General features: G+C 55.5%; 20 protein-coding genes. 14 read left to right on the forward strand and 6 right to left on the reverse strand.

Features of this window, described 5'->3' with window-relative positions:
* Positions 1-66 precede the first annotated feature (66 nt).
* On the forward strand, positions 67-897 hold the full coding sequence (locus B3X29_RS19355) for a helix-turn-helix transcriptional regulator (protein ID WP_159339377.1): 831 nt from the start codon (positions 67-69) through the stop codon (positions 895-897).
* On the opposite strand, the gene B3X29_RS19360 is transcribed toward B3X29_RS19355, so the two are convergent.
* Positions 894-1823, reverse strand: a complete 930-nt coding sequence (locus tag B3X29_RS19360; protein WP_103179759.1) for an AraC family transcriptional regulator — start codon at positions 1821-1823, stop codon at positions 894-896. The genes B3X29_RS19355 and B3X29_RS19360 overlap by 4 nt on opposite strands.
* A gap of 98 nt (positions 1824-1921) precedes the next feature.
* On the opposite strand from B3X29_RS19360, the gene B3X29_RS19365 reads away from it, so the two are divergent.
* The 6 genes from B3X29_RS19365 to B3X29_RS19390 all read left to right on the forward strand — a co-directional run bounded on the left by B3X29_RS19365 (position 1922) and on the right by B3X29_RS19390 (position 7986).
* Positions 1922-2668 carry an SDR family oxidoreductase gene (locus B3X29_RS19365; RefSeq protein ID WP_156654587.1) on the forward strand — a complete coding sequence of 249 codons (747 nt, stop codon included), beginning with the start codon at positions 1922-1924 and terminating at the stop codon, positions 2666-2668.
* 87 nt (positions 2669-2755) lie between these two features.
* Positions 2756-3232, forward strand: a complete 477-nt coding sequence (locus tag B3X29_RS19370; RefSeq protein WP_159339376.1) for an SRPBCC family protein — start codon at positions 2756-2758, stop codon at positions 3230-3232.
* Positions 3233-3340: 108 nt separating this feature from the next.
* Positions 3341-3730 carry a copper-binding protein gene (locus tag B3X29_RS19375; RefSeq protein ID WP_168192020.1) on the forward strand — a complete coding sequence of 130 codons (390 nt, stop codon included), beginning with the start codon at positions 3341-3343 and terminating at the stop codon, positions 3728-3730.
* A 45-nt stretch (positions 3731-3775) separates the two neighbouring features.
* Positions 3776-5800 (forward strand): protein-disulfide reductase DsbD family protein, encoded by a 2025-nt coding sequence (locus B3X29_RS19380; protein ID WP_159339375.1) that lies wholly within the window; start codon positions 3776-3778, stop codon positions 5798-5800.
* A complete protein-coding gene (dsbG, locus tag B3X29_RS19385; protein ID WP_159339374.1) occupies positions 5800-6555 on the forward strand; it encodes a thiol:disulfide interchange protein DsbG in 756 nt (251 codons plus the stop codon). The genes B3X29_RS19380 and dsbG overlap by 1 nt, the downstream gene beginning before the upstream one ends.
* 168 nt (positions 6556-6723) lie before the next feature.
* A complete protein-coding gene (locus tag B3X29_RS19390) occupies positions 6724-7986 on the forward strand; it encodes a Y-family DNA polymerase (protein WP_103179754.1) in 1263 nt (420 codons plus the stop codon).
* Between the two features lie 418 nt (positions 7987-8404).
* Here the strand turns inward: B3X29_RS19390 and B3X29_RS19395 are convergent, their stop codons facing one another.
* The gene (locus B3X29_RS19395; RefSeq protein WP_103179753.1) at positions 8405-9082 is read right to left on the reverse strand and encodes an SOS response-associated peptidase; all 678 of its coding nucleotides are present in this window, start codon (positions 9080-9082) and stop codon (positions 8405-8407) included.
* A 526-nt stretch (positions 9083-9608) separates the two neighbouring features.
* Between B3X29_RS19395 and B3X29_RS19400 the strand changes: the two genes are divergently transcribed.
* Positions 9609-10091, forward strand: coding sequence for a glutathione peroxidase (locus tag B3X29_RS19400; protein ID WP_103179752.1), 483 nt, complete (start codon positions 9609-9611; stop codon positions 10089-10091).
* Between the two features lie 69 nt (positions 10092-10160).
* On the opposite strand, the gene B3X29_RS19405 is transcribed toward B3X29_RS19400, so the two are convergent.
* The 4 genes from B3X29_RS19405 to B3X29_RS19420 form a co-directional block, all read right to left on the reverse strand.
* Complete coding sequence (locus B3X29_RS19405) at positions 10161-11192, reverse strand: methionine synthase (RefSeq protein WP_103179751.1); 1032 nt, start codon at positions 11190-11192, stop codon at positions 10161-10163.
* A 28-nt stretch (positions 11193-11220) separates the two neighbouring features.
* Positions 11221-12204: a DUF1852 domain-containing protein gene (locus tag B3X29_RS19410; RefSeq protein WP_103181086.1), complete on the reverse strand. Its 984-nt coding sequence runs from the start codon at positions 12202-12204 to the stop codon at positions 11221-11223.
* A 172-nt stretch (positions 12205-12376) separates the two neighbouring features.
* Positions 12377-13147 (reverse strand): hypothetical protein, encoded by a 771-nt coding sequence (locus B3X29_RS19415; RefSeq protein ID WP_103179750.1) that lies wholly within the window; start codon positions 13145-13147, stop codon positions 12377-12379.
* A gap of 1 nt (position 13148) precedes the next feature.
* Positions 13149-13346, reverse strand: a complete 198-nt coding sequence (locus B3X29_RS19420; protein WP_103179749.1) for a hypothetical protein — start codon at positions 13344-13346, stop codon at positions 13149-13151.
* A 476-nt stretch (positions 13347-13822) separates the two neighbouring features.
* On the opposite strand from B3X29_RS19420, the gene ycgZ reads away from it, so the two are divergent.
* The 6 genes from ycgZ to B3X29_RS19450 form a co-directional block, all read left to right on the forward strand.
* Positions 13823-14062 (forward strand): regulatory protein YcgZ, encoded by a 240-nt coding sequence (ycgZ, locus tag B3X29_RS19425; protein ID WP_103179748.1) that lies wholly within the window; start codon positions 13823-13825, stop codon positions 14060-14062.
* A gap of 134 nt (positions 14063-14196) precedes the next feature.
* Positions 14197-14496 (forward strand): hypothetical protein, encoded by a 300-nt coding sequence (locus B3X29_RS19430; protein WP_139156343.1) that lies wholly within the window; start codon positions 14197-14199, stop codon positions 14494-14496.
* A 16-nt stretch (positions 14497-14512) separates the two neighbouring features.
* Positions 14513-14791: a biofilm development regulator YmgB/AriR family protein gene (locus B3X29_RS19435; protein WP_156654579.1), complete on the forward strand. Its 279-nt coding sequence runs from the start codon at positions 14513-14515 to the stop codon at positions 14789-14791.
* Between the two features lie 216 nt (positions 14792-15007).
* Positions 15008-15283, forward strand: coding sequence for a metal/formaldehyde-sensitive transcriptional repressor (locus B3X29_RS19440; RefSeq protein ID WP_103179747.1), 276 nt, complete (start codon positions 15008-15010; stop codon positions 15281-15283).
* Between the two features lie 29 nt (positions 15284-15312).
* Complete coding sequence (locus B3X29_RS19445; protein ID WP_103179746.1) at positions 15313-16431, forward strand: S-(hydroxymethyl)glutathione dehydrogenase/class III alcohol dehydrogenase; 1119 nt, start codon at positions 15313-15315, stop codon at positions 16429-16431.
* A 175-nt stretch (positions 16432-16606) separates the two neighbouring features.
* Positions 16607-17769 (forward strand): Tar ligand binding domain-containing protein (locus B3X29_RS19450; protein ID WP_290561755.1); only part of this gene is annotated, 1163 nt, incomplete at its 3' end.

A 17769-nucleotide genomic window follows, 5' to 3' on the forward strand; every position in this document is an offset into this window, starting at 1 on the left:
AGCGCTATAGTCAGACGAGAAAAGTAGAGACATTATCAGGGTATAAACCTTAACAGGATGACGACGATGCACACTGCTATGCAGTCACTGGGCGATTTTCTGCGGGCGCGACGTTTACGCCTCGATCCGGCCACCTTTGGCTTTAGCCCGGGCAGGCGACGCACGCCCGGATTGCGCCGGGAAGAGGTTGCTCAGCTCGCCAGTATCAGCCCGGTCTGGTACACCTGGCTTGAACAGGGACGCGGCGGCGCGCCGTCGCGGGAGGTACTTAACCGTATCGCCAGCGGGCTACGCCTGACCTCACCGGAACGCGAGCACCTGTTTATGCTGGCATTCGGCCATCCGCCCGGCACCCGTTTCACCGTTTCTGCCGAAATCGCGCCACGATTACAGCGGGTTCTGGATGCATTGAGCATCCCTGCCATCGTCAAAACCATTACCTGGGACGTCATTGCCTGGAATCGCGCCGCCGCATGCGTTTTAACCGATTATGCGCGGCTGCCCGCAACAGAGCGTAACGTTCTGCGCCGCCTGTTCACCGATCCGGCAGTACGCCGGGCGCAGGATGACTGGCAGGCGGTGGCGCGGTTGGTGGTTTACGCGTTTCGTGCTGACGTGGCGCGCGCGGGAACATCGCCGGAAACCGCCAGCCTGATTGCCGAACTTTCCCGTCAGAGCCCGGAATTTGCTGCCTGGTGGCAGAGTAACGATGTCGCCAGTCACGGTGAGGGGGTGAAGCGTATCTATCATCCCCAGGCCGGCGCGATAGAGCTTGAATTCTCAACCTTTGCGGTGGAGGGGCGGCCGGATCTGGCGATGCTGGTGTTTAACCCGGCGACAGAGGAGAGCCGCCTGAAAATTGATGCCCAGCTCAGACAATCCCCGCTCTGTGATTAACCGGTGTCGGCGAGCCCGACATGTTTAACCGCCGCGCGATGCTGCGCATATTTCCCCGGCGGCACACCGACATAGCGGGTAAACGCCACGCTGAATGCGCTGGCGGAGCCGTAACCCGTGCGCTCTGCCACTTCGGCGACCGTGACGCCGGTATCGCACAGCAGTTGCATGGCGAGGGTCATGCGCCAGGAGAGCAGGTATCCCATCGGCGTGACCCCGGTCATCTCCGTAAAGCGCTCAAACAGCATCGAGCGGGAGAGGGCGCAGCGACTGGCCAGCGCCTGCACCGTCCATTTTCTGGCAGGCTCCTGATGTATCAGCCGTATCGCCTGGGCGATACGGGGATCGGCCAGACCACGCACTAATCCGGGCGTGGCGAGGGATGTGCCAGAGCGGATAGCCTCGATAAAGAGCAGTTCCAGCATGCGCGCCAGCATGAACGCTTTTCCGGAGCGTTGCGCCTGGGCTTCATCCTTTAACAATCCGACCAGCAGCGAAAGACGCTTTTCATCACGCACAAACACAAGCCCGGGCAACAATGAAACCAGCAAACCCGCATCGGGTGATTCAGACATGCAGTGACCAACCAGCGCCAGCATTTCAGGGTCAGCATGGGGATCGCCGAGCCGGAAATGTCTCTCTGCCACTTCGATGGGGATAGTATCGACACCTGGCGAAGCAGGCGGGACGAGGCTCGTCAACGCAAAGTTGTAGGCTGCGGGTATTAAAACAAAGTCACCGGCATGCAGCGTGAGGGGCTCATCGCCTTCGCGCTCAAGGCGGCACGCCCCTTCAAGCACAGCGCAGTAGAATGACAACCCCTCATCCGAACGGCGGACCCGCCAGGCGCCCGCGCCGGTTACCGTTTTTGTCAGCACCGCTTTGAGTTTTAACATGGCGATGGCTTCGGCTAACGGGTCGCTCATTTCCGGACTCCTGCTAAAGAATAACGGACTTTTGAATATATATCGTCCAGCCGGCGCTGTCTATTATGTGCTCAGGTAAACCACACGCAGGAGTGATTATGAAAACGGTTATGATTACCGGCTGTTCATCAGGTTTTGGTCTGGAAACCGCACGGTATTTTCTTGAGCAGGGCTGGAAGGTGATTGCGACGATGCGCACACCGCAGGAGAATCTTCTTCCCGGGAGCGCGCGTTTACGTCTCCTGAGCCTCGATGTCACTTCGCAGCCGAGCATAGATCGGGCGATCGCTGACGCCGGCGACATCGATGTTCTGGTCAACAACGCCGGGGTGGGGATGTTAAACGCCCTGGAAGGTGTCTCCCCGGAGGCGGTCAGAGACATTTTTGAAACCAACACGCTTGGCACTCTCGCCATGACCCGGGCCGTACTCCCACAATTCAGACAACGTCGTTCAGGGGTGATCGTGAATGTCACGTCTGCGGTCACCCTTCAACCGCTGCCGCTGCTTGCGGTCTATACCGCCAGTAAGGCGGCGGTTAATGCGTTCACCGAATCTCTGGCAATTGAGCTTGCGCCGTTTAATATCCGCGTGGGCCTGGTGCTGCCCGGGCGTTCGCCTGCGACCCGTTTCGGCGAAAATGCGCAACGGATCATGGGATCGATTCCTGCAGAGTATGCCGCGTTGAGCGAGCGTGTCTTTCAGGGCATGCAGGATGCGCATGCGAGCGTAACCTTACCCGAGGATGTGGCAAAAGCCATCTGGCAGATGGCAACGGATCCGGATACGCCGATCCGTTTACCGGCCGGAGAGGATGCCCGGCAGATGGCGGCGCATCTCATGTAGAATCCGCCACAGTCAATCCTGCACGTTTAGCGGTTATCCGACATACTGAAGCGTAATGCAGGAGACAATCACTGGAAGGCGTGCCCTATGGCTGATTATACCTTTTCCACACTCTGGCGGGTGGAGGCCTCGCTCCAGGAGGTCTGGGCGATTTTATCGCATCCCGATGTCTGGCCCGAATGGTGGGAAAGCCTGGAGCAGGTTATCGAGCTAAAGAGAGGGGATGCCCGGGGAATTGGCGCCCTGCATCGCTATACCTGGAAGGGGGCGCTTCCGTATCGGTTAACCTTTGATATCCACGTGCTCACCATTCAGCCGCTCTCGCTGCTGGAAGGGGAAGCCAGCGGTGAGGTGGAAGGGCGCGGCGTGTGGTCTTTTTCTGAGCACGAGGGCAACACGCTCGTCAGGTATGACTGGGATATCCGCACCACTACCCGCTGGATGAACCTGCTCGCGCCGCTGGCCGCTCCCGTTTTTCGCTGGAATCATCACCGGGTAATGCGCGACGGCGCACAAGGGTTAGCCCGTAAATTGGGCAGGCGGGTAGAGATGTCGGTCGGGTAAAGGGGCGTCAGGCGTTGGGCGACTTACTGGTGAAGCGGCGCGCCGGTTGGCATTACTTTACAAATTGCCCCTTGCCCGCAGAGGCGTCGCTCACTATTCTCATTGCCCATGACTATCCTGACCGGTCCGACTCAATATAAAAACAGGCAACTGAGAGCCCTCGCGCTGCTTTTCGTTGCCTGTGTTGTCATGCTGATCTGTCTGACCCAGCGGGCCGCTATCCTGCATCACATGCAGGTCAAAGCCGCCACGCTCTCGTTGAGTACTGAACATAGCCCGCAGGAACTTTCCTCCCCTGGGTTGTCCCCCTGCGAGTTGAGCGCCCACTCGCTGCTCTCCGCCCAACCTCTTCATTTTGATAACCTTCTGCTGTTACCCGGTCTGCTGGTTCTCGTTTTAGCGGTGCTGATCAAAATCAGCGTCCTGCCGAGGCCGGTGATCCTGTTCCGTCCTCCGCTCCTTCGAATACATCTCAAAAACTGCGTTTTCCGTGAATGACTGACATGGCAGTGCCTGTTTAGTCAATTTTTCACGGAGAAAACTATGAAAACGCTTTTCAGGAGCCTGTGGTTCCTGTTGTTCAGCCTGTCCGCGGCCTGCGCTGCGGTACCGGGCTGGCCGATGACGCCTGACAATGCCCACGCTCAGGTGCAGGTCTGGCACGATGCGCCAGCAGAGGGAAAAGTTCGCCTGCTGCTGGATGTTACCCCTGATGAAGGGTGGAAAACCTACTGGCGAACCCCCGGCGACGGCGGCTTTCGGCCTGTAATAGAGTGGGCGTCCAGGGCCACTACCCAGTGGCACTGGCCGCGTCCCGTGCGCTTTACTTCCGCTGGCTTTAGTTCGGTCGGCTACGACCGTCGGGTGGTGTTTCCGCTGGAAATCACCACCGATGAGGTGCAGCGTTTGCGCGGGAAACTGACGCTTTCGCTGTGCAGTAACCTCTGCGTGGTTAACACGTTCCCGCTGGATATCAATCTTGCCGCCGGTCCGTCGGCGGACTTTGCCAGCGCCTGGGATGAGGCGATGCGGGCGGTTCCTGCGACACACGGCGCGATAGCGGTTAAATCCGTCGCCACGGACCGCGACACCCTGACGGTGAAACTGACCTCGCCGCAAGGCTGGTCCCGGCCCGAACTCTTCACCGATAACCCGACGGAGGCGACGCTTGCTCCGCTCCAGACAGCGGTTCAGGGCGACACCCTGACCGCACGGTTTAGCGTCAGCGACAGCCAGGGAGAGCCGCTGGCGGCCGACGGTTTACAGCAGATCGCACTGCTGGTCAGCGACGGTGCGCAGAGCCAGCAGCTTACGGTTGAGCTCAGCCCCGGTCCCTCCACCACGTTCTGGCAGATCCTGGCCGTGGCGCTGGTGGGTGGCCTGATCCTCAACCTGATGCCCTGCGTGCTGCCGGTGCTGGGGATCAAGCTCGCGTCGCTGATGACCCTGGCCGGGAGCACACGACGCCAGACACGGCTGCGTTTTCTGGCGACGGCGGGCGGGATCATCTTCTCGTTTCTGGTGCTGGCGGCGGTCGTTACCGGTCTTCGGCTGTCCGGGGCCTGGATTGGCTGGGGCTTTCAGTTCCAGAATCCGTGGTTTATTGGCGCGATGGTGCTGGTGACGTGGATTTTTTGTTTCAGCCTTGCGGGCCTGCTGGAAATCCGCCTGCCTTCCACGCTCACTACCCGGCTGGCTACCGCCGGTGGGAACGGCATCGGTGGGAGTTTCCTGGAAGGCGCGTTTGCAACCCTGCTCGCCACGCCCTGTACGGCGCCGTTCCTCGGCACGGCCGTCACCTTCGCCCTGGCGGCACCTGTCCATCAACTGTGGCTGGTCTTTTTGGTGCTGGGTATCGGGATGAGCCTTCCCTGGCTGGCGATCGCCATGGCCCCCGGCGTGGCGCGCTGGCTGCCGAAGCCCGGCCCCTGGATGGGGAAACTGCGTCTGGTGCTGGTGCTCCTGATGCTGGGCTCCTGCATCTGGCTGATGTCATTGCTGGTCAAAGAGTGGGGCGCACGCTATGTGTTGATTGGCGGCGGCCTGATGGTGGCGTTGTTCCTCTACCGCTGCGCAAAGGCCATGCCGCATCACAGAGAGAATCTGCGCAGCCTGGCGTTTGGCGTCCTGTTTGGCGCCGGGCTGTATGCGTTTCTGGCGCCGCAACCTCAGGGGAAGGAGGATTCTCCCCTCAACTGGCAGCCGCTGAGTGAGGCCGCGCTCAGCGAGGCCCTGACTGCCAGAAAGCGCGTGCTGGTAGATATCACCGCTGACTGGTGTCTGAACTGCCGGGTTAATGAGGTTATGGTGCTTCATCGCCCTGAGGTAGTGGCGGCTTTAAACCGCGACGACGTGGTCCTGTTGCAGGGTAACTGGAGCCAGCCCTCGGCGGAAATCGAGCAGTTCCTGAGGCGCTACGGCGCCAGCGGTATCCCCTTTAACGCCATTTTTGGTCCTTCACTTCCGCAGGGGCATGTTCTGCCCTCCCTGCTGAGCAAAGAGGCCTTACTGACCGCGCTGGCGAAGGCCGGGGCGGCTACACCATCTGATTTTACTGAGGAAAAATAATGAAGAAGATCCTGTCCCTGTTGATTCTGACGTTCAGCGCCGCCACGCAGGCGCAGCCCGCTGATTTACCCGAACCTGTTAAGCAAATCCAGAAGCAGGGCATCGAAATCATCAAGCCGTTCAGCGCGCCCGGCGGCGTAGAAGGCTGGCTGGGCAAATATCAGGACATGGGCGTCACGCTCTATCTCACGCCGGATAAAAAACATGTTGTTTCAGGCTATATGTATGATGCCCAGGGCAATAACCTGAGCGAGAAGATCATTAACGAGGAGATCTATATTCCCGCCGGGCGCGAAATGTGGAAACAGCTCACCGCCGCGCCGGGGATCAAAGAGGGCAGCGCGGACGCGAAATGTCAGGTGGTGGTGTTCGCCGATCCCTTCTGCCCCTACTGCAATAAGTTCTGGCATCAGGCGCAGCCGTTTATCAAGGATAAAAGCATCAGCACCACAACCCTGCTGGTGGGCGTGATCCGCCCGGACAGCGCGCAGTATGCGGCGGCCATCCTCTCCGCGAAGGATCCGGCTAAAGTCTGGTATGAGATGGAGAGCAGCAACGGCAAAACCAAACCGGCGCTGACGAGTAATACGCCGCCTGCGGTGTTTAAGCAGATAGAGCATAACCAGCAGCTGATGACGCAGCTCGGCGCCAGCGGTACGCCTGCCATCTATTACCTGAATAAAGATCGCGCCCTGCAGCAGATCGTCGGCTTGCCGGATGCTAAGCAGATGGCCGATCTGGTGGCCTGTAAATAACCGTCTCTGGTTATTAACCTGAACCATAGTCTCAACCGTTGTGCCGGTAAGCACCTTGATTTGTTCGTAAAATCACTGATACTGTATATATATACAGTTAAACGGATTTGAGACTATGCTATTCACCTTCCCGCGCATTGCTGCGTTCGTTAAAGGGCGCAAATAATCATGTTTGCGCTTGTCGATGTGAACAGTTTCTATGCTTCGTGCGAGACGGTGTTTCGCCCGGATCTGAAAGGGCGCCCGGTGGTGGTGCTGTCGAATAACGATGGCTGCGTGATTGCCCGCAGCGCCGAGGCGAAAGGGCTGGTGACGATGGGGGCGCCTTATTTCAAACAGAAAGAGATCTTCCGCCGCCACGGGATTGTCGCCTTCAGCAGTAACTATGAACTGTATGCTGACATGAGCCATCGGGTGATGACCACCCTGGAAGAGCTCACGCCGCGGGTCGAGATCTACTCGATTGATGAGGCGTTTTGCGATCTTACCGGAGTCAGTAACTGCTACAATCTGGACGCCTTTGGCCGCGAAATCCGCCGAACGGTACTGCAACATACACACCTCACCGTCGGGGTAGGGATCGCGCCCACCAAAACCCTCGCCAAACTGGCAAACTTTGCGGCAAAAAAATGGCAGCGGCAGACCGGGGGCGTGGTCGATTTATCCGGCGTTGAGCGTCAGCGCAAGCTGATGGCGGCGCTGCCCGTCGAAGAGGTATGGGGCGTCGGGCGACGGTTGAGTAAAAAGCTCAGTGCGATGGGCATTCATACCGTGCTGGATCTGGCGAACACTCCCACCGACCTGATCCGCAAGCATTTCAGCGTGGTGCTGGAACGCACCGTCCGCGAGCTGCGCGGCGAGTCCTGCCTGGGGTTTGAAGAGTTTGCCCCGCACAAGCAGGAGATCATCTGCTCCCGCTCGTTCGGGGAGCGGATCTCAGACTATGAGGCGATGCGCCAGGCCATCTGTAGCTACGCCGCTCGCGCCTCCGAGAAGCTGCGGGCCGAGCACCAGTACTGCCGGTTTATTTCGGCTTTCGTGAAGACTTCGCCGTTTGCGCTGAACGAGCCTTACTACGGCAATAGCGCCTCCGTCAAACTGCTGACGCCAACCGAAGACAGCCGGGACATCATTAACGCGGCGACGCGCTGTCTGGATCTCATCTGGCGAGAGGGGCTACGCTATCAAAAAGCGGGCGTCATGCTGGGAGACTTTTTCAGCTCTGGCGTCGCGCAGCTTAATTTATTTGATGAAAATCCGCCGCGGCGCAATAGCGAAAAGCTGATGGCTCTCGTCGACAAATTAAATGAACAAGGGCGCGGAACAATCTGGTTTGCGGGGCAGGGAATAGAGCAGCAGTGGCAAATGAAAAGGGAGATGTTGTCTCCGCGATATACCACACGTTTTTCGGATTTACTGCGCGTTAAATAAATCGCTTTCACCAAAATAGTGCAAAGCCTGAAAGTAAATATTTGTCGAACAGGAAAGATATATCCCTGGACGATCAATAATTGCGCTATGGTGGTGGCTCAGCACACACCTGCCCGGAGGGGCTATTCCTAACATAAAATTTGAGTGCCCGGTTTGCACGAGCAAGCGGTTTCGTTTTACCTCTTTTAGCCCTACGCAAACCCAACCTCATGGTGCTGTCTGTTCCGTCTGTGGAACCCGACTCACCGCACACTCATGCGTGCCAATGCCAAAAAGAAGACGCTGGCCAAAACAGGTGGTTTAGGTGTTAAAGGGGGGCTAATGCTGGCCCTCCCGATAAATGATTTTGCCGCTACGTTGACGACGCTTTTATATTAACTGCCGTTTCGTTATTTCTGAAAAATAGCGGGCTTTATTTTTACGGCTCGCTTATTTTATTGATTAATTCTGGCCCCTGATTTTTTACGTTTCCCACCGCCCGGGTGACAGGATGCCAGTGGAAATCATCTGCGGGAACGGCGCCGCTCTGCGCTATCTCTTCAGCTTCTTTGCTGCTTACCGTCTCGCGGAGCCATTCACGTGCCGCCTGCGGCGTCAGCACCAGCGGCCGTCGGTCGTGAATATCCACCAGCCCTTTGTCCGCTGCCGCAGTCACAATCAGGAATCCTTCCGCTTCATCCCCGCGCTCGAACGGCGTACTGCCGATCGCGGCCATAAAAATGGGCTGTCCATCGGCACGGTAGATAAAGTAGGGCTGTTTTTTCTCCCCCTCTTTTTTCCACTCGAACCAGCCGTCGGCAAAGACAATCGCCCGGCCATGGTTCCATAGCGGTTTAAACATCCGGCTGGTGGCGGCGGTCTCCTGTCGGGCGTTAATCAGCGGGGCTTTATCCCACCAGCCAGGGGCGTAACCCCAGAATACCGGGTCGAGATGCAACAGATCGTCGCGTTCGCTGAGCAGCAGCACTTTGGTGCCGGGCGCAACGTTATAGCGCCCGATGGGTTCCGGGTCGTAGGGGATATCGCAGTCTGCTTCATCCGCCAGAAAAGCAAGATATTCTTCCCGGGTCTGCGCCTGGGCGAAACGTCCGCACATAGTTACCTCCGGTGGTTTTCTTAAGTATAGAGGGTGAATTTCCCGGAACCGTAACCTCTGCGGCGGACGGTTGTGCTAAGAGCGATTAACGCGTCACCACCACATCGGTAAAGGTGAAGCGATTTGGCTGCCCGGTAACCGAAAAACGAGTAGATGGAATAACACCAGAATCAGGCGTATTGACGGGAATATCTACCGGGATGATGCTGCGTCAAGCATCGGGCATCTCAGGCGGGTTTAAGACCCCTCCGGATGACAAAATCCATCGACTAACTGCTTCAGAAGGCAAATAAGCCCGGCCAAAATCAGCACAAAGGCCAGCGCGGTGAATAAAACAATCGTCATCCTCGACTCCATGTTCTCAGTTTTGTTTGGTAAAAATCTTAGATCGCATTTTTCATTTGTCATTATCTTCCGGGTATTTTTCTTATTGCTGGCAGATTCGATACCGGTCAGAAGCGGACATATCCAGGATGAGGCCCTATAATCCTCCACGCCTGAAAACGTTCTGCACTGAGGATCCCCGATGACGACCTTTCATCAACTTACGGCCACCAGCCTGCGCGGTCAGCCCATCTCTATGGCCGACTATGCGGGGAAGGTGGTGCTGGTGGTGAACACTGCCAGCCAGTGTGGCTTTACACCCCAGTACGCTGGTCTTGAAAAACTCTACAAAAAGTATGCCGACCAGGGGCTGGTGGTGCTGGGTTTCCCCTGCAATCAGTTCGGTAAGCAGGAGCCTGGCGGCGCGGACGACATTGCCCAGACCTGTCACGTCAATTACGGCGTCAGCTTCCCGATGTTCGGGAAAGTGGAGGTCAATGGCGCAACAGCGCATCCTCTGTTTCGTTATCTGAAAGAGGCGTTGCCCGGCGTACTGGGGGGACGAATCAAGTGGAATTTCACTAAGTTCCTTATCGGACGCGACGGCAAACCGCTCAAACGTTTTGCACCGATGACCACCCCGGAGAAAATGGAGGCTGCTATCGTCGCTGCACTTGAAAGCTGATTAATGCAGGCGAAGCAGAGAGATGAGAGGGGAAAAGCCGGGCGCGCTGCGCTTGCCCGGCCTGAAAACTTATCGCGCCGCCAGCTCCCGGCGGATAATCTCCGCCCCTGCGCTTAACGCATGGAGCTTGCCGTTAGCCACCTGACGGGACAGGGGAGCCATTCCGCAGTTGGTCGACGGGTAGAGCTTGTCTGCATCCACAAACTGCAACGCTTTGCGCAGCGTAGCGGCCACTTCCTCTGGCGTCTCAATGGTATGGGTTGCCACATCAATGGCGCCGACCATCACCTTTTTACCGCGGATTAGCTCCAGCAGATCCATCGGTACGCGCGAGTTGTGGCACTCCAGCGAGATGATATCGATATTCGAGGTCTGCAGTTTGGGGAACGCTTCTTCGTACTGGCGCCACTCTGAACCCAGCGTTTTCTTCCAGTCGGTGTTGGCTTTGATGCCATAGCCGTAGCAGATGTGGACGGCGGTTTCGCATTTCAGCCCTTCAATGGCGCGCTCCAGGGCGGCGATCCCCCAGTCATTCACCTCATCAAAAAAGACGTTAAAGGCGGGTTCGTCGAACTGGATAATATCGACCCCGGCCGCTTCCAGCTCTTTGGCCTCCTGGTTGAGAATTTTTGCAAACTCCCAGGCCAGTTTTTCCCGGCTTTTGTAGTGGTTGTCATAGAGCGTGTCGATCATGGTCATCGGACCCGGCAGCGCCCATTTGATTGGCTGGGTGGTGAGCTGGCGTAAATATTTCGCATCATCAACGAACACTGGCTTCTGACGGGCCACGGCGCCGACGACGGTCGGTACGCTCGCATCATAGCGGTTACGGATTTTAACCACCTCGCGTTTCTCAAAATCGACGCCGCTGAGGTGCTCGATAAAGGTAGTGACGAAGTGCTGGCGCGTTTGCTCACCGTCGCTGACGATGTCAATGCCAGCCCGCAGCTGATCGTCGAGGGACAAACGCAGCGCATCCTGTTTACCGGCGAGCAGTTCTTCGTTCTGCAATTTCCACGGCGACCAGAGGGTCTCCGGCTGTGCCAGCCAGGAGGGTTTCGGCAGGCTGCCGGCAGTGGAGGTGGGGAGCAATGTTTTCATAACAGGTGACCTTATCGTTTTAATGGAATCAACGCGCGTACTGAGCAGACCATTGCTCAAGAAGAGTTTTGTACGGTTTGATAAAGTGTTTCTCGGTAAATTTCCCCTGCTCAATGGCCAGCTGGCTACGCTCTTCGCGGTCGTAAACAATTTTGGTCAGGGAGTGATCCTCGTTAGTCAGGCTGGGCTGGTAACAGTGCCCGGCGACCGAATTCGCGTTGTAAATTTCCGGACGATAAATCTTCTGGAATGTCTCCATCGTACTGATGGTGCCGATAAGCTCCAGGAAGGTGTAGTCGCTCAGCAAATCGCCGGTGAAGAAAAACGCCAGCGGCGCGGCGCTGTGTGGCGGCATAAAGTAGCGCACCTGCAGACCCATCTTTTTGAAGTACGCTTCCGTTAACGAAGAGCCCTGTTGCTGGTACTCAATGCCTAAAACAGGATGGGCATTACCGATGCGGTGATAGACATTTTTATTGGAGACGCTGAGGCAGATAACCGGCGGCTTGCTGAAATTGGCCTTATATTCATCGGAATTAACGAAGTGCTTAAAGATATTGCCGTGCAGTTCGCCAAAATTAGCCGGAATGGTGAAGGTCGTCTGCTGTTTATTATGATCCGGCAGAAGAACGCTGAAATCGTAATCCCGGACATAAGAGGAGAAGTTATTCCCGACGATCCCTTCAATGCGCTCGTTGGTTTTTTTATCAATGATGTTGGTTTTTAAGATTTCAATCGCCGGGAAGGTGGCGTGATTGTCTTCTCCCGCGATATTCATCTCTACGGAGATGATGTCCAGCTCTACGGAATAACGATCGCCGTTCGGGTTGTCCCAGTGCGCTAAGGCGTTGAAACGATTGTCAATCATCACTAACGTATTGCGCAGGTTCTGCTGACGGCTTTCCCCGCGGGCGAGGTTGGCAAAGTTAGTGGTGATCCGCGTGTTTTCGGATGGGTTGTAATTTTCATCGAAACGACTGTGGGTAATCGTGAAGGTGAAAGCGTTATTCATGGTGATGTTTCCCGGCTCTGACATAAAGACTGAAATCCCCTCGCGGTTACAGAAGTCAGTCTGTATGTTGCTAATACGTTAATATGGCTTAAGTTATGCCAGAGCCGGGGAGGGAGTGAAAGCGACTAAATTTCATTGCAACATGAGTCATCTTCATGATGGTGAAAAAATTTCACTCTGCACTCTCCGCATGCCGTTCCAGATCCAGCGCACTGGCGCTGGCGGGGTCGAAAAGTGAAAGGCTTTCAATTTGATCCAGCATGATGACCTTGCGAAACGCCATGGCGCTTTTAGGCTGTGAATCGAGCGTAATATCGTGGTCGGCATACCATTTACTGTAGTTATGCTCAATGCGCAGGCTCAGCGTCTCGCCGTCGCGGTAGCCGCTCAGCATCGGGATCAGCACGATGTTAGCGGTCTTTTCATATTCCAGGGTTGCGGTATGGATCATCCCGATATAAATCCGCCGCGATTTCAGCGTCACCAGCGCCAGTTCGCCTTCCTCCATGCACTGATAAAGCAACTGCTCAATCCCGCTTGCTTGTGACAGGCGCTTGTAAAGCTGCTTGCGACCTTCGCCGTCCAGCCTGGCGCTGCCCGCCCAGTTCGAGCGGTAGAGACAAAACAGGATGGCAAAAGCCAGCATCACCACTACCGGCGCCTGGATGCCCAGGAAGCTCCAGTTCATAAAATCCACTTGCCAGTTGGCGTTGTCCTGCGCGGTTAAGTGGAAGGTATTGGCAGTGTAAGAGAGCCCGAGCAGTAACAGCCAAAGCAGGCCGGTGGCGATCACGCCCTGCAATACGAAGATACAGCCGTACAGCGCGACCAGAAAATAGACATCCCAGCCAAAGGAGCGCTTAATTTTAAACCGGGTGGAGAGGTCGCGACTCGTGTACCAGTATCCGCTCACCATCAGTACCATAAAGATCGCTGTTCCCATATCAGGCCCTCTTCAGCGCGTTAACATGGCGCAGGAAGTCCTGTCGCACCTCTTTACTTTTATAGTTGACCGAGGCGTTACCATCCTGATCGATAATGATGCGGTCCCCGTCCTCCACGGCCTCAATAATCTCCTGCTGACTCATCACCTGTAGCAGCGACTCAGGGCTGGAGAAAATTGAGGTAAACAGGCGTCTCATAGCGTGGGCTCCTTATAGACAAAAAGCCTAAGCATGGTAGGGGATTGCAAATATTGCCTTAAGGTTATGCTGAAAAGCGTCAGGTTACGCTCAGCCTTTTCCCCCTCCACGCTCCCGGAATCATGTTAATCATTAAAGTGTCATTGACGTGGCCGAAGCTGTACAACCTGGATGTAGAACTGAGCGGTCAGTAGGGCAGTTTATGATGCGCGGGAAGCGCTGTTTTCAAGCGGAGTTCCATGATTAATGGAAGATTCTTAAGTCTTATTAATTAATCGCTTACTGAAAATAGTTTTTTGTAAGCTTTGAACGCCAGATAATTTTTAATGCCTTTTAAGGCGTTGATATTTTTAAAATTAACTTAGGTTGCTATGTAAAATCGCAAAAACTTGTACATGCACCATGTACAACTATAGCGGTTTGGTTTATTTTAACATCACTTTAACTCCTAACCTAAATGTCAATCCGGAGCATCTATGCGAGGTAACAGTTCGCGCCAAAGTTCAGCTGAGGCAATCACCGCCTATTTTAATAAAGCCAGTCTGCGTAGCCAGCAGGAGACGCTGGGGCTCATTGTCGGTGAGATTCTGAATGAGGGACGTAACCTGAGCCGACTGGCTATCTGTACCAGGTTATTACGCCGGGTAGAAGAGACGGAAGATGAAGCAGAAATTGCCCACTATAATGAGCTGATCGCACTGTTTTTTGAACGATAGAGAGTGTTAGCGCTTCTGTGTCTTAAAGCAGTCGATATAGGCGTTTGCGCAAAGTGGAAAAGCATCTTACGCAAAATAGTATATTGATAGCGATGAGAGGTAGCCCGGCTACGTTCAGTCGCGTGAGAACAGTTATGCATAGAACGAAATCTGAAAAGCTGAGGGACGATCTTATTGGCGAAGCTGTGTTGTTAATTTTAAAAGACAACGGTCCGATAAATTTTAAGACGCTGGCAGTAAAACTGAAAATTATGGCCAGCACAGAGCGTGATGTTGAACGACGAAGTGCACTGTCGGCGGCAGCATTAGAGGTTGAGCAAAAGGTTAAATCCAGTCGTGGCGTACAGACAGAATACAGAAGTCATTGTTATGTCAACAGAATGCACCATCTTATGGTGAATGATACTCAGCATAAATACGATAAAAAACATTAATCTTTGGGTGGATAATATGCAACCTAATATTTCTCAGCACACACCGCATTTCAATGCCCTTCAGGATCAGGCGCTGGCATCCTACTTCCGTTCAGCCGGCGGTGCCTTGTCCGTGGAGTCTGCCATCTTAGGTTCAGCGATAAGATGTATTATTCTCAGTGGTGATAACCTCACTAATAAGCAAATTATTCTTCAGCTAATTTACGCGCTTGAACAAACAGCGGATCAAGAGGCTGCCGACGTCATACGCAATACGCTCGAAATTGTTGTGGGTTTCACGCAGGATGATATTTAAGCATCACTTACGCCGGTGGCACCCGCATAATAAAGGTCTGGTAAAATAGCCGACGCAAACTGCCCTTAACCAGGGCAGCAGCATCTTCTGAAGTATCCTCACACCTGCCCCACCCTGACTTCCCCGTCTCATTGCGACACCTCTCTGAACATTCCCGTTTGCAGCTCCGTGTAAAATAAAATAGTATACCCCCCTACAGTATCCAGGAGCCCTCCGATGCCACATTCACCTGAAGACAAAAAACGTGTCCTGACGCGCGTGCGCCGCATTCGCGGACAGGTCGATGCCCTGGAGCGGGCGCTTGAGTCCGGCGAACCTTGCCTTGCTATCCTGCAGCAAATCGCCGCGGTGCGCGGCGCCGCAAACGGGCTGATGGGCGAGATGGTTGAAATTCACCTCAAAGATGAGCTGGTGACGGGCGATACCACCGCCGATCAGCGGGCTGTAAGAATGGCGGAAGTCGGCCATTTGCTGCGCTCTTATCTAAAATAAACACCTGACATCACTAAAAGGAAAGCAAGATGAAATCACGTGCTGCTGTTGCATTTGGCCCAGGCCAGCCGTTGAAAATCGTTGAAATTGATGTGGCGCCACCAAAGAAGGGTGAAGTGCTGGTCAAAATCACCCACACCGGCGTGTGTCACACCGACGCGTTTACCCTGTCGGGTGACGATCCGGAAGGCGTTTTCCCGGCGGTGCTCGGTCATGAGGGCGGTGGCGTGGTGGTGGAAGTCGGCGAGGGCGTCACCAGCCTGCAACCGGGCGATCACGTCATCCCGCTGTACACCGCTGAGTGTCGCGAGTGTAAGTTCTGTAAATCCGGCAAAACCAACCTCTGCCAGGCGGTGCGCGCCACCCAGGGTAAAGGGCTGATGCCGGACGGCACCACCCGTTTCTCATACAACGGTGAGCCGATCTATCACTACATGGGCACCAGCACCTTCAGCGAATACACCGTCTGCGCTGAAATCTCGCTGGCAAAAGTGAACCCGCAGGCGCCGCTGGATAAGGTCTGTCTGCTGGGCTGCGGCGTCACCACCGGTATTGGTGCCGTCCACAACACCGCCAAAGTGAAAGAGGGCGATACCGTGGCGGTATTCGGTCTGGGCGGCATCGGTCTGGCAGTGATCCAGGGGGCGGTACAGGCGAAAGCCGGACGCATTCTGGCGGTGGACACCAACCCGGAAAAATTCAAGCTGGCGGGTGAAATGGGCGCGACCGACTTCATCAACCCGAACGACTACGACAAGCCCGTTCAGGACGTCATTGTTGAACTCACCGACGGCGGCGTCGACTTCAGCTTTGAGTGCATTGGTAACGTCAACGTCATGCGTGCCGCGCTGGAGTGCTGCCATAAGGGCTGGGGCGAAAGCGTGATTATCGGCGTGGCCGGTGCGGGTCAGGAGATCAAAACCCGTCCGTTCCAGCTGGTGACTGGCCGCGTATGGCGTGGCTCCGCGTTTGGCGGCGTAAAAGGGCGCACCCAACTGCCGGGTATGGTAGAGGACGCGATGGCGGGCAAAATTCAGCTCGATCCGTTCATTACCCACCGCCTGCCGCTGGATCAGATCAACGAGGCTTTCGATCTGATGCACGAAGGGAAATCCATCCGTACCGTTATCCATTTCGGCGATAACTGATAAACCTTCTCTCTCCCGCTGCGCCTTTATGGGCAGCGGGACGACATCTCTTTAAAAATCATTGCGAAAGTGTGACCAGTGTTGCGATTTTAGCCGTAATCAAATTCTCTGTCGTGCCGATGACTACTTTACAGGCGTGTTTCCACGCATCTTACCTATGAGAGAGTCTACGGCTATGGACAAAACAACAACAGTTCGGGCGCAACATAAGCTGGGCTTCCTGCATCACATCAGGCTGCTTCCGCTTTTCTCCTCGATTTTGGGTGGCATTATTTTGCTGTTTGCCCTGAGCGCGGGGTTGGCAGGTTATTTTTTACTCCAGGCAGATAAAGATCAGCAGGATGTAACGGCTGAGATCCAGGTCCGTACCGGGTTGTCAAACAGTTCAAACCATCTGCGCACGGCGCGTATCAACATGATCCATGCGGGCGCTGCCAGCCGTATCGCCGAAATGGATGAGATGAAAAAGAACATCGCGGAAGCAGAGCAGCGCCTTAAACAGTCCCAGGCCGGTTTTGCCGCCTACATGAGCCGTGGCGTTCGCACCCCGGCGGACGAAGCGCTGGATGGCGATCTGAAGACCAACTACCAGGCCTACATTGATGGCATGCAGCCGATGCTGAAATATGCCAAAAACGGCATGTTTGAAGCCATCATCAACCACGAAAATGAGACGGCGCGTCCGCTGGATGATGCTTATAACGAGGTGCTGCTGAAAGCGATCAAGATCCGTACCGAACGCGCGAATATGCTCACCGAACAGGCGCACACCCGCACCCAGCTGGGGCTAATGTTTATGATCGGTGCCTTTGGTCTGGCCCTGGTGCTGACGGTGATCACCTTTATCGTTCTGCGTCGCACGGTGATTAACCCGCTGCAACGTGCGGCAACCCGCATTGAACATATTGCGAAAGGCGATCTGACGCTGCCAGAAGAGCAGACCGGGCGCAGTGAAATTGGCCGTCTGACCCACGATCTGCAAACCATGCAGCGCTCGCTGGTGAATACCGTGGGCACCGTGCGTCAGGGCGCGGAAGAGATCTACCGCGGCACCAGCGAAATCTCTGCCGGTAACACCGATCTCTCATCACGTACCGAACAGCAGGCCGCCGCTATCGAGCAGACCGCTGCCAGCATGGAACAGCTGACCGCCACCGTGAAGCAGAACGCCGATAACGCGCACCACGCCAGCAAGCTGGCGGAAGATGCCTCCGGTAAAGCCAGCCGCGGCGGCCAGATGGTCTCCGGGGTGGTGAAAACCATGGGCAACATCTCCAGCAGCTCGAAGAAAATCTCCGAAATCACCGCGGTGATCAACAGCATCGCCTTCCAGACCAA

Source organism: Leclercia sp. UBA5076 (assembly GCF_002416465.1).
Classification (GTDB): Bacteria; Pseudomonadota; Gammaproteobacteria; order Enterobacterales; family Enterobacteriaceae; genus Enterobacter.

Bases quoted from the DNA above. Each gene is read 5' to 3' on its own strand.
- B3X29_RS19380 (WP_159339375.1), top strand. From the start codon at position 3,776: ATGAAAACGCTTTTCAGGAGCCTGTGGTTCCTGTTGTTCAGCCTGTCC.
- B3X29_RS19390 (WP_103179754.1), top strand. From the start codon at position 6,724: ATGTTTGCGCTTGTCGATGTGAACAGTTTCTATGCTTCGTGCGAGACG.
- dsbG (WP_159339374.1), top strand. From the start codon at position 5,800: ATGAAGAAGATCCTGTCCCTGTTGATTCTGACGTTCAGCGCCGCCACG.
- B3X29_RS19405 (WP_103179751.1), bottom strand. From the start codon at position 11,192: ATGAAAACATTGCTCCCCACCTCCACTGCCGGCAGCCTGCCGAAACCC.
- B3X29_RS19400 (WP_103179752.1), top strand. From the start codon at position 9,609: ATGACGACCTTTCATCAACTTACGGCCACCAGCCTGCGCGGTCAGCCC.
- B3X29_RS19445 (WP_103179746.1), top strand. From the start codon at position 15,313: ATGAAATCACGTGCTGCTGTTGCATTTGGCCCAGGCCAGCCGTTGAAA.
- B3X29_RS19440 (WP_103179747.1), top strand. From the start codon at position 15,008: ATGCCACATTCACCTGAAGACAAAAAACGTGTCCTGACGCGCGTGCGC.
- B3X29_RS19410 (WP_103181086.1), bottom strand. From the start codon at position 12,204: ATGAATAACGCTTTCACCTTCACGATTACCCACAGTCGTTTCGATGAA.
- B3X29_RS19395 (WP_103179753.1), bottom strand. From the start codon at position 9,082: ATGTGCGGACGTTTCGCCCAGGCGCAGACCCGGGAAGAATATCTTGCT.
- B3X29_RS19420 (WP_103179749.1), bottom strand. From the start codon at position 13,346: ATGAGACGCCTGTTTACCTCAATTTTCTCCAGCCCTGAGTCGCTGCTA.
- ycgZ (WP_103179748.1), top strand. From the start codon at position 13,823: ATGCGAGGTAACAGTTCGCGCCAAAGTTCAGCTGAGGCAATCACCGCC.
- B3X29_RS19435 (WP_156654579.1), top strand. From the start codon at position 14,513: ATGCAACCTAATATTTCTCAGCACACACCGCATTTCAATGCCCTTCAG.
- B3X29_RS19430 (WP_139156343.1), top strand. From the start codon at position 14,197: ATGCATAGAACGAAATCTGAAAAGCTGAGGGACGATCTTATTGGCGAA.
- B3X29_RS19370 (WP_159339376.1), top strand. From the start codon at position 2,756: ATGGCTGATTATACCTTTTCCACACTCTGGCGGGTGGAGGCCTCGCTC.
- B3X29_RS19415 (WP_103179750.1), bottom strand. From the start codon at position 13,147: ATGGGAACAGCGATCTTTATGGTACTGATGGTGAGCGGATACTGGTAC.
- B3X29_RS19375 (WP_168192020.1), top strand. From the start codon at position 3,341: ATGACTATCCTGACCGGTCCGACTCAATATAAAAACAGGCAACTGAGA.
- B3X29_RS19365 (WP_156654587.1), top strand. From the start codon at position 1,922: ATGAAAACGGTTATGATTACCGGCTGTTCATCAGGTTTTGGTCTGGAA.
- B3X29_RS19355 (WP_159339377.1), top strand. From the start codon at position 67: ATGCACACTGCTATGCAGTCACTGGGCGATTTTCTGCGGGCGCGACGT.
- B3X29_RS19360 (WP_103179759.1), bottom strand. From the start codon at position 1,823: ATGAGCGACCCGTTAGCCGAAGCCATCGCCATGTTAAAACTCAAAGCG.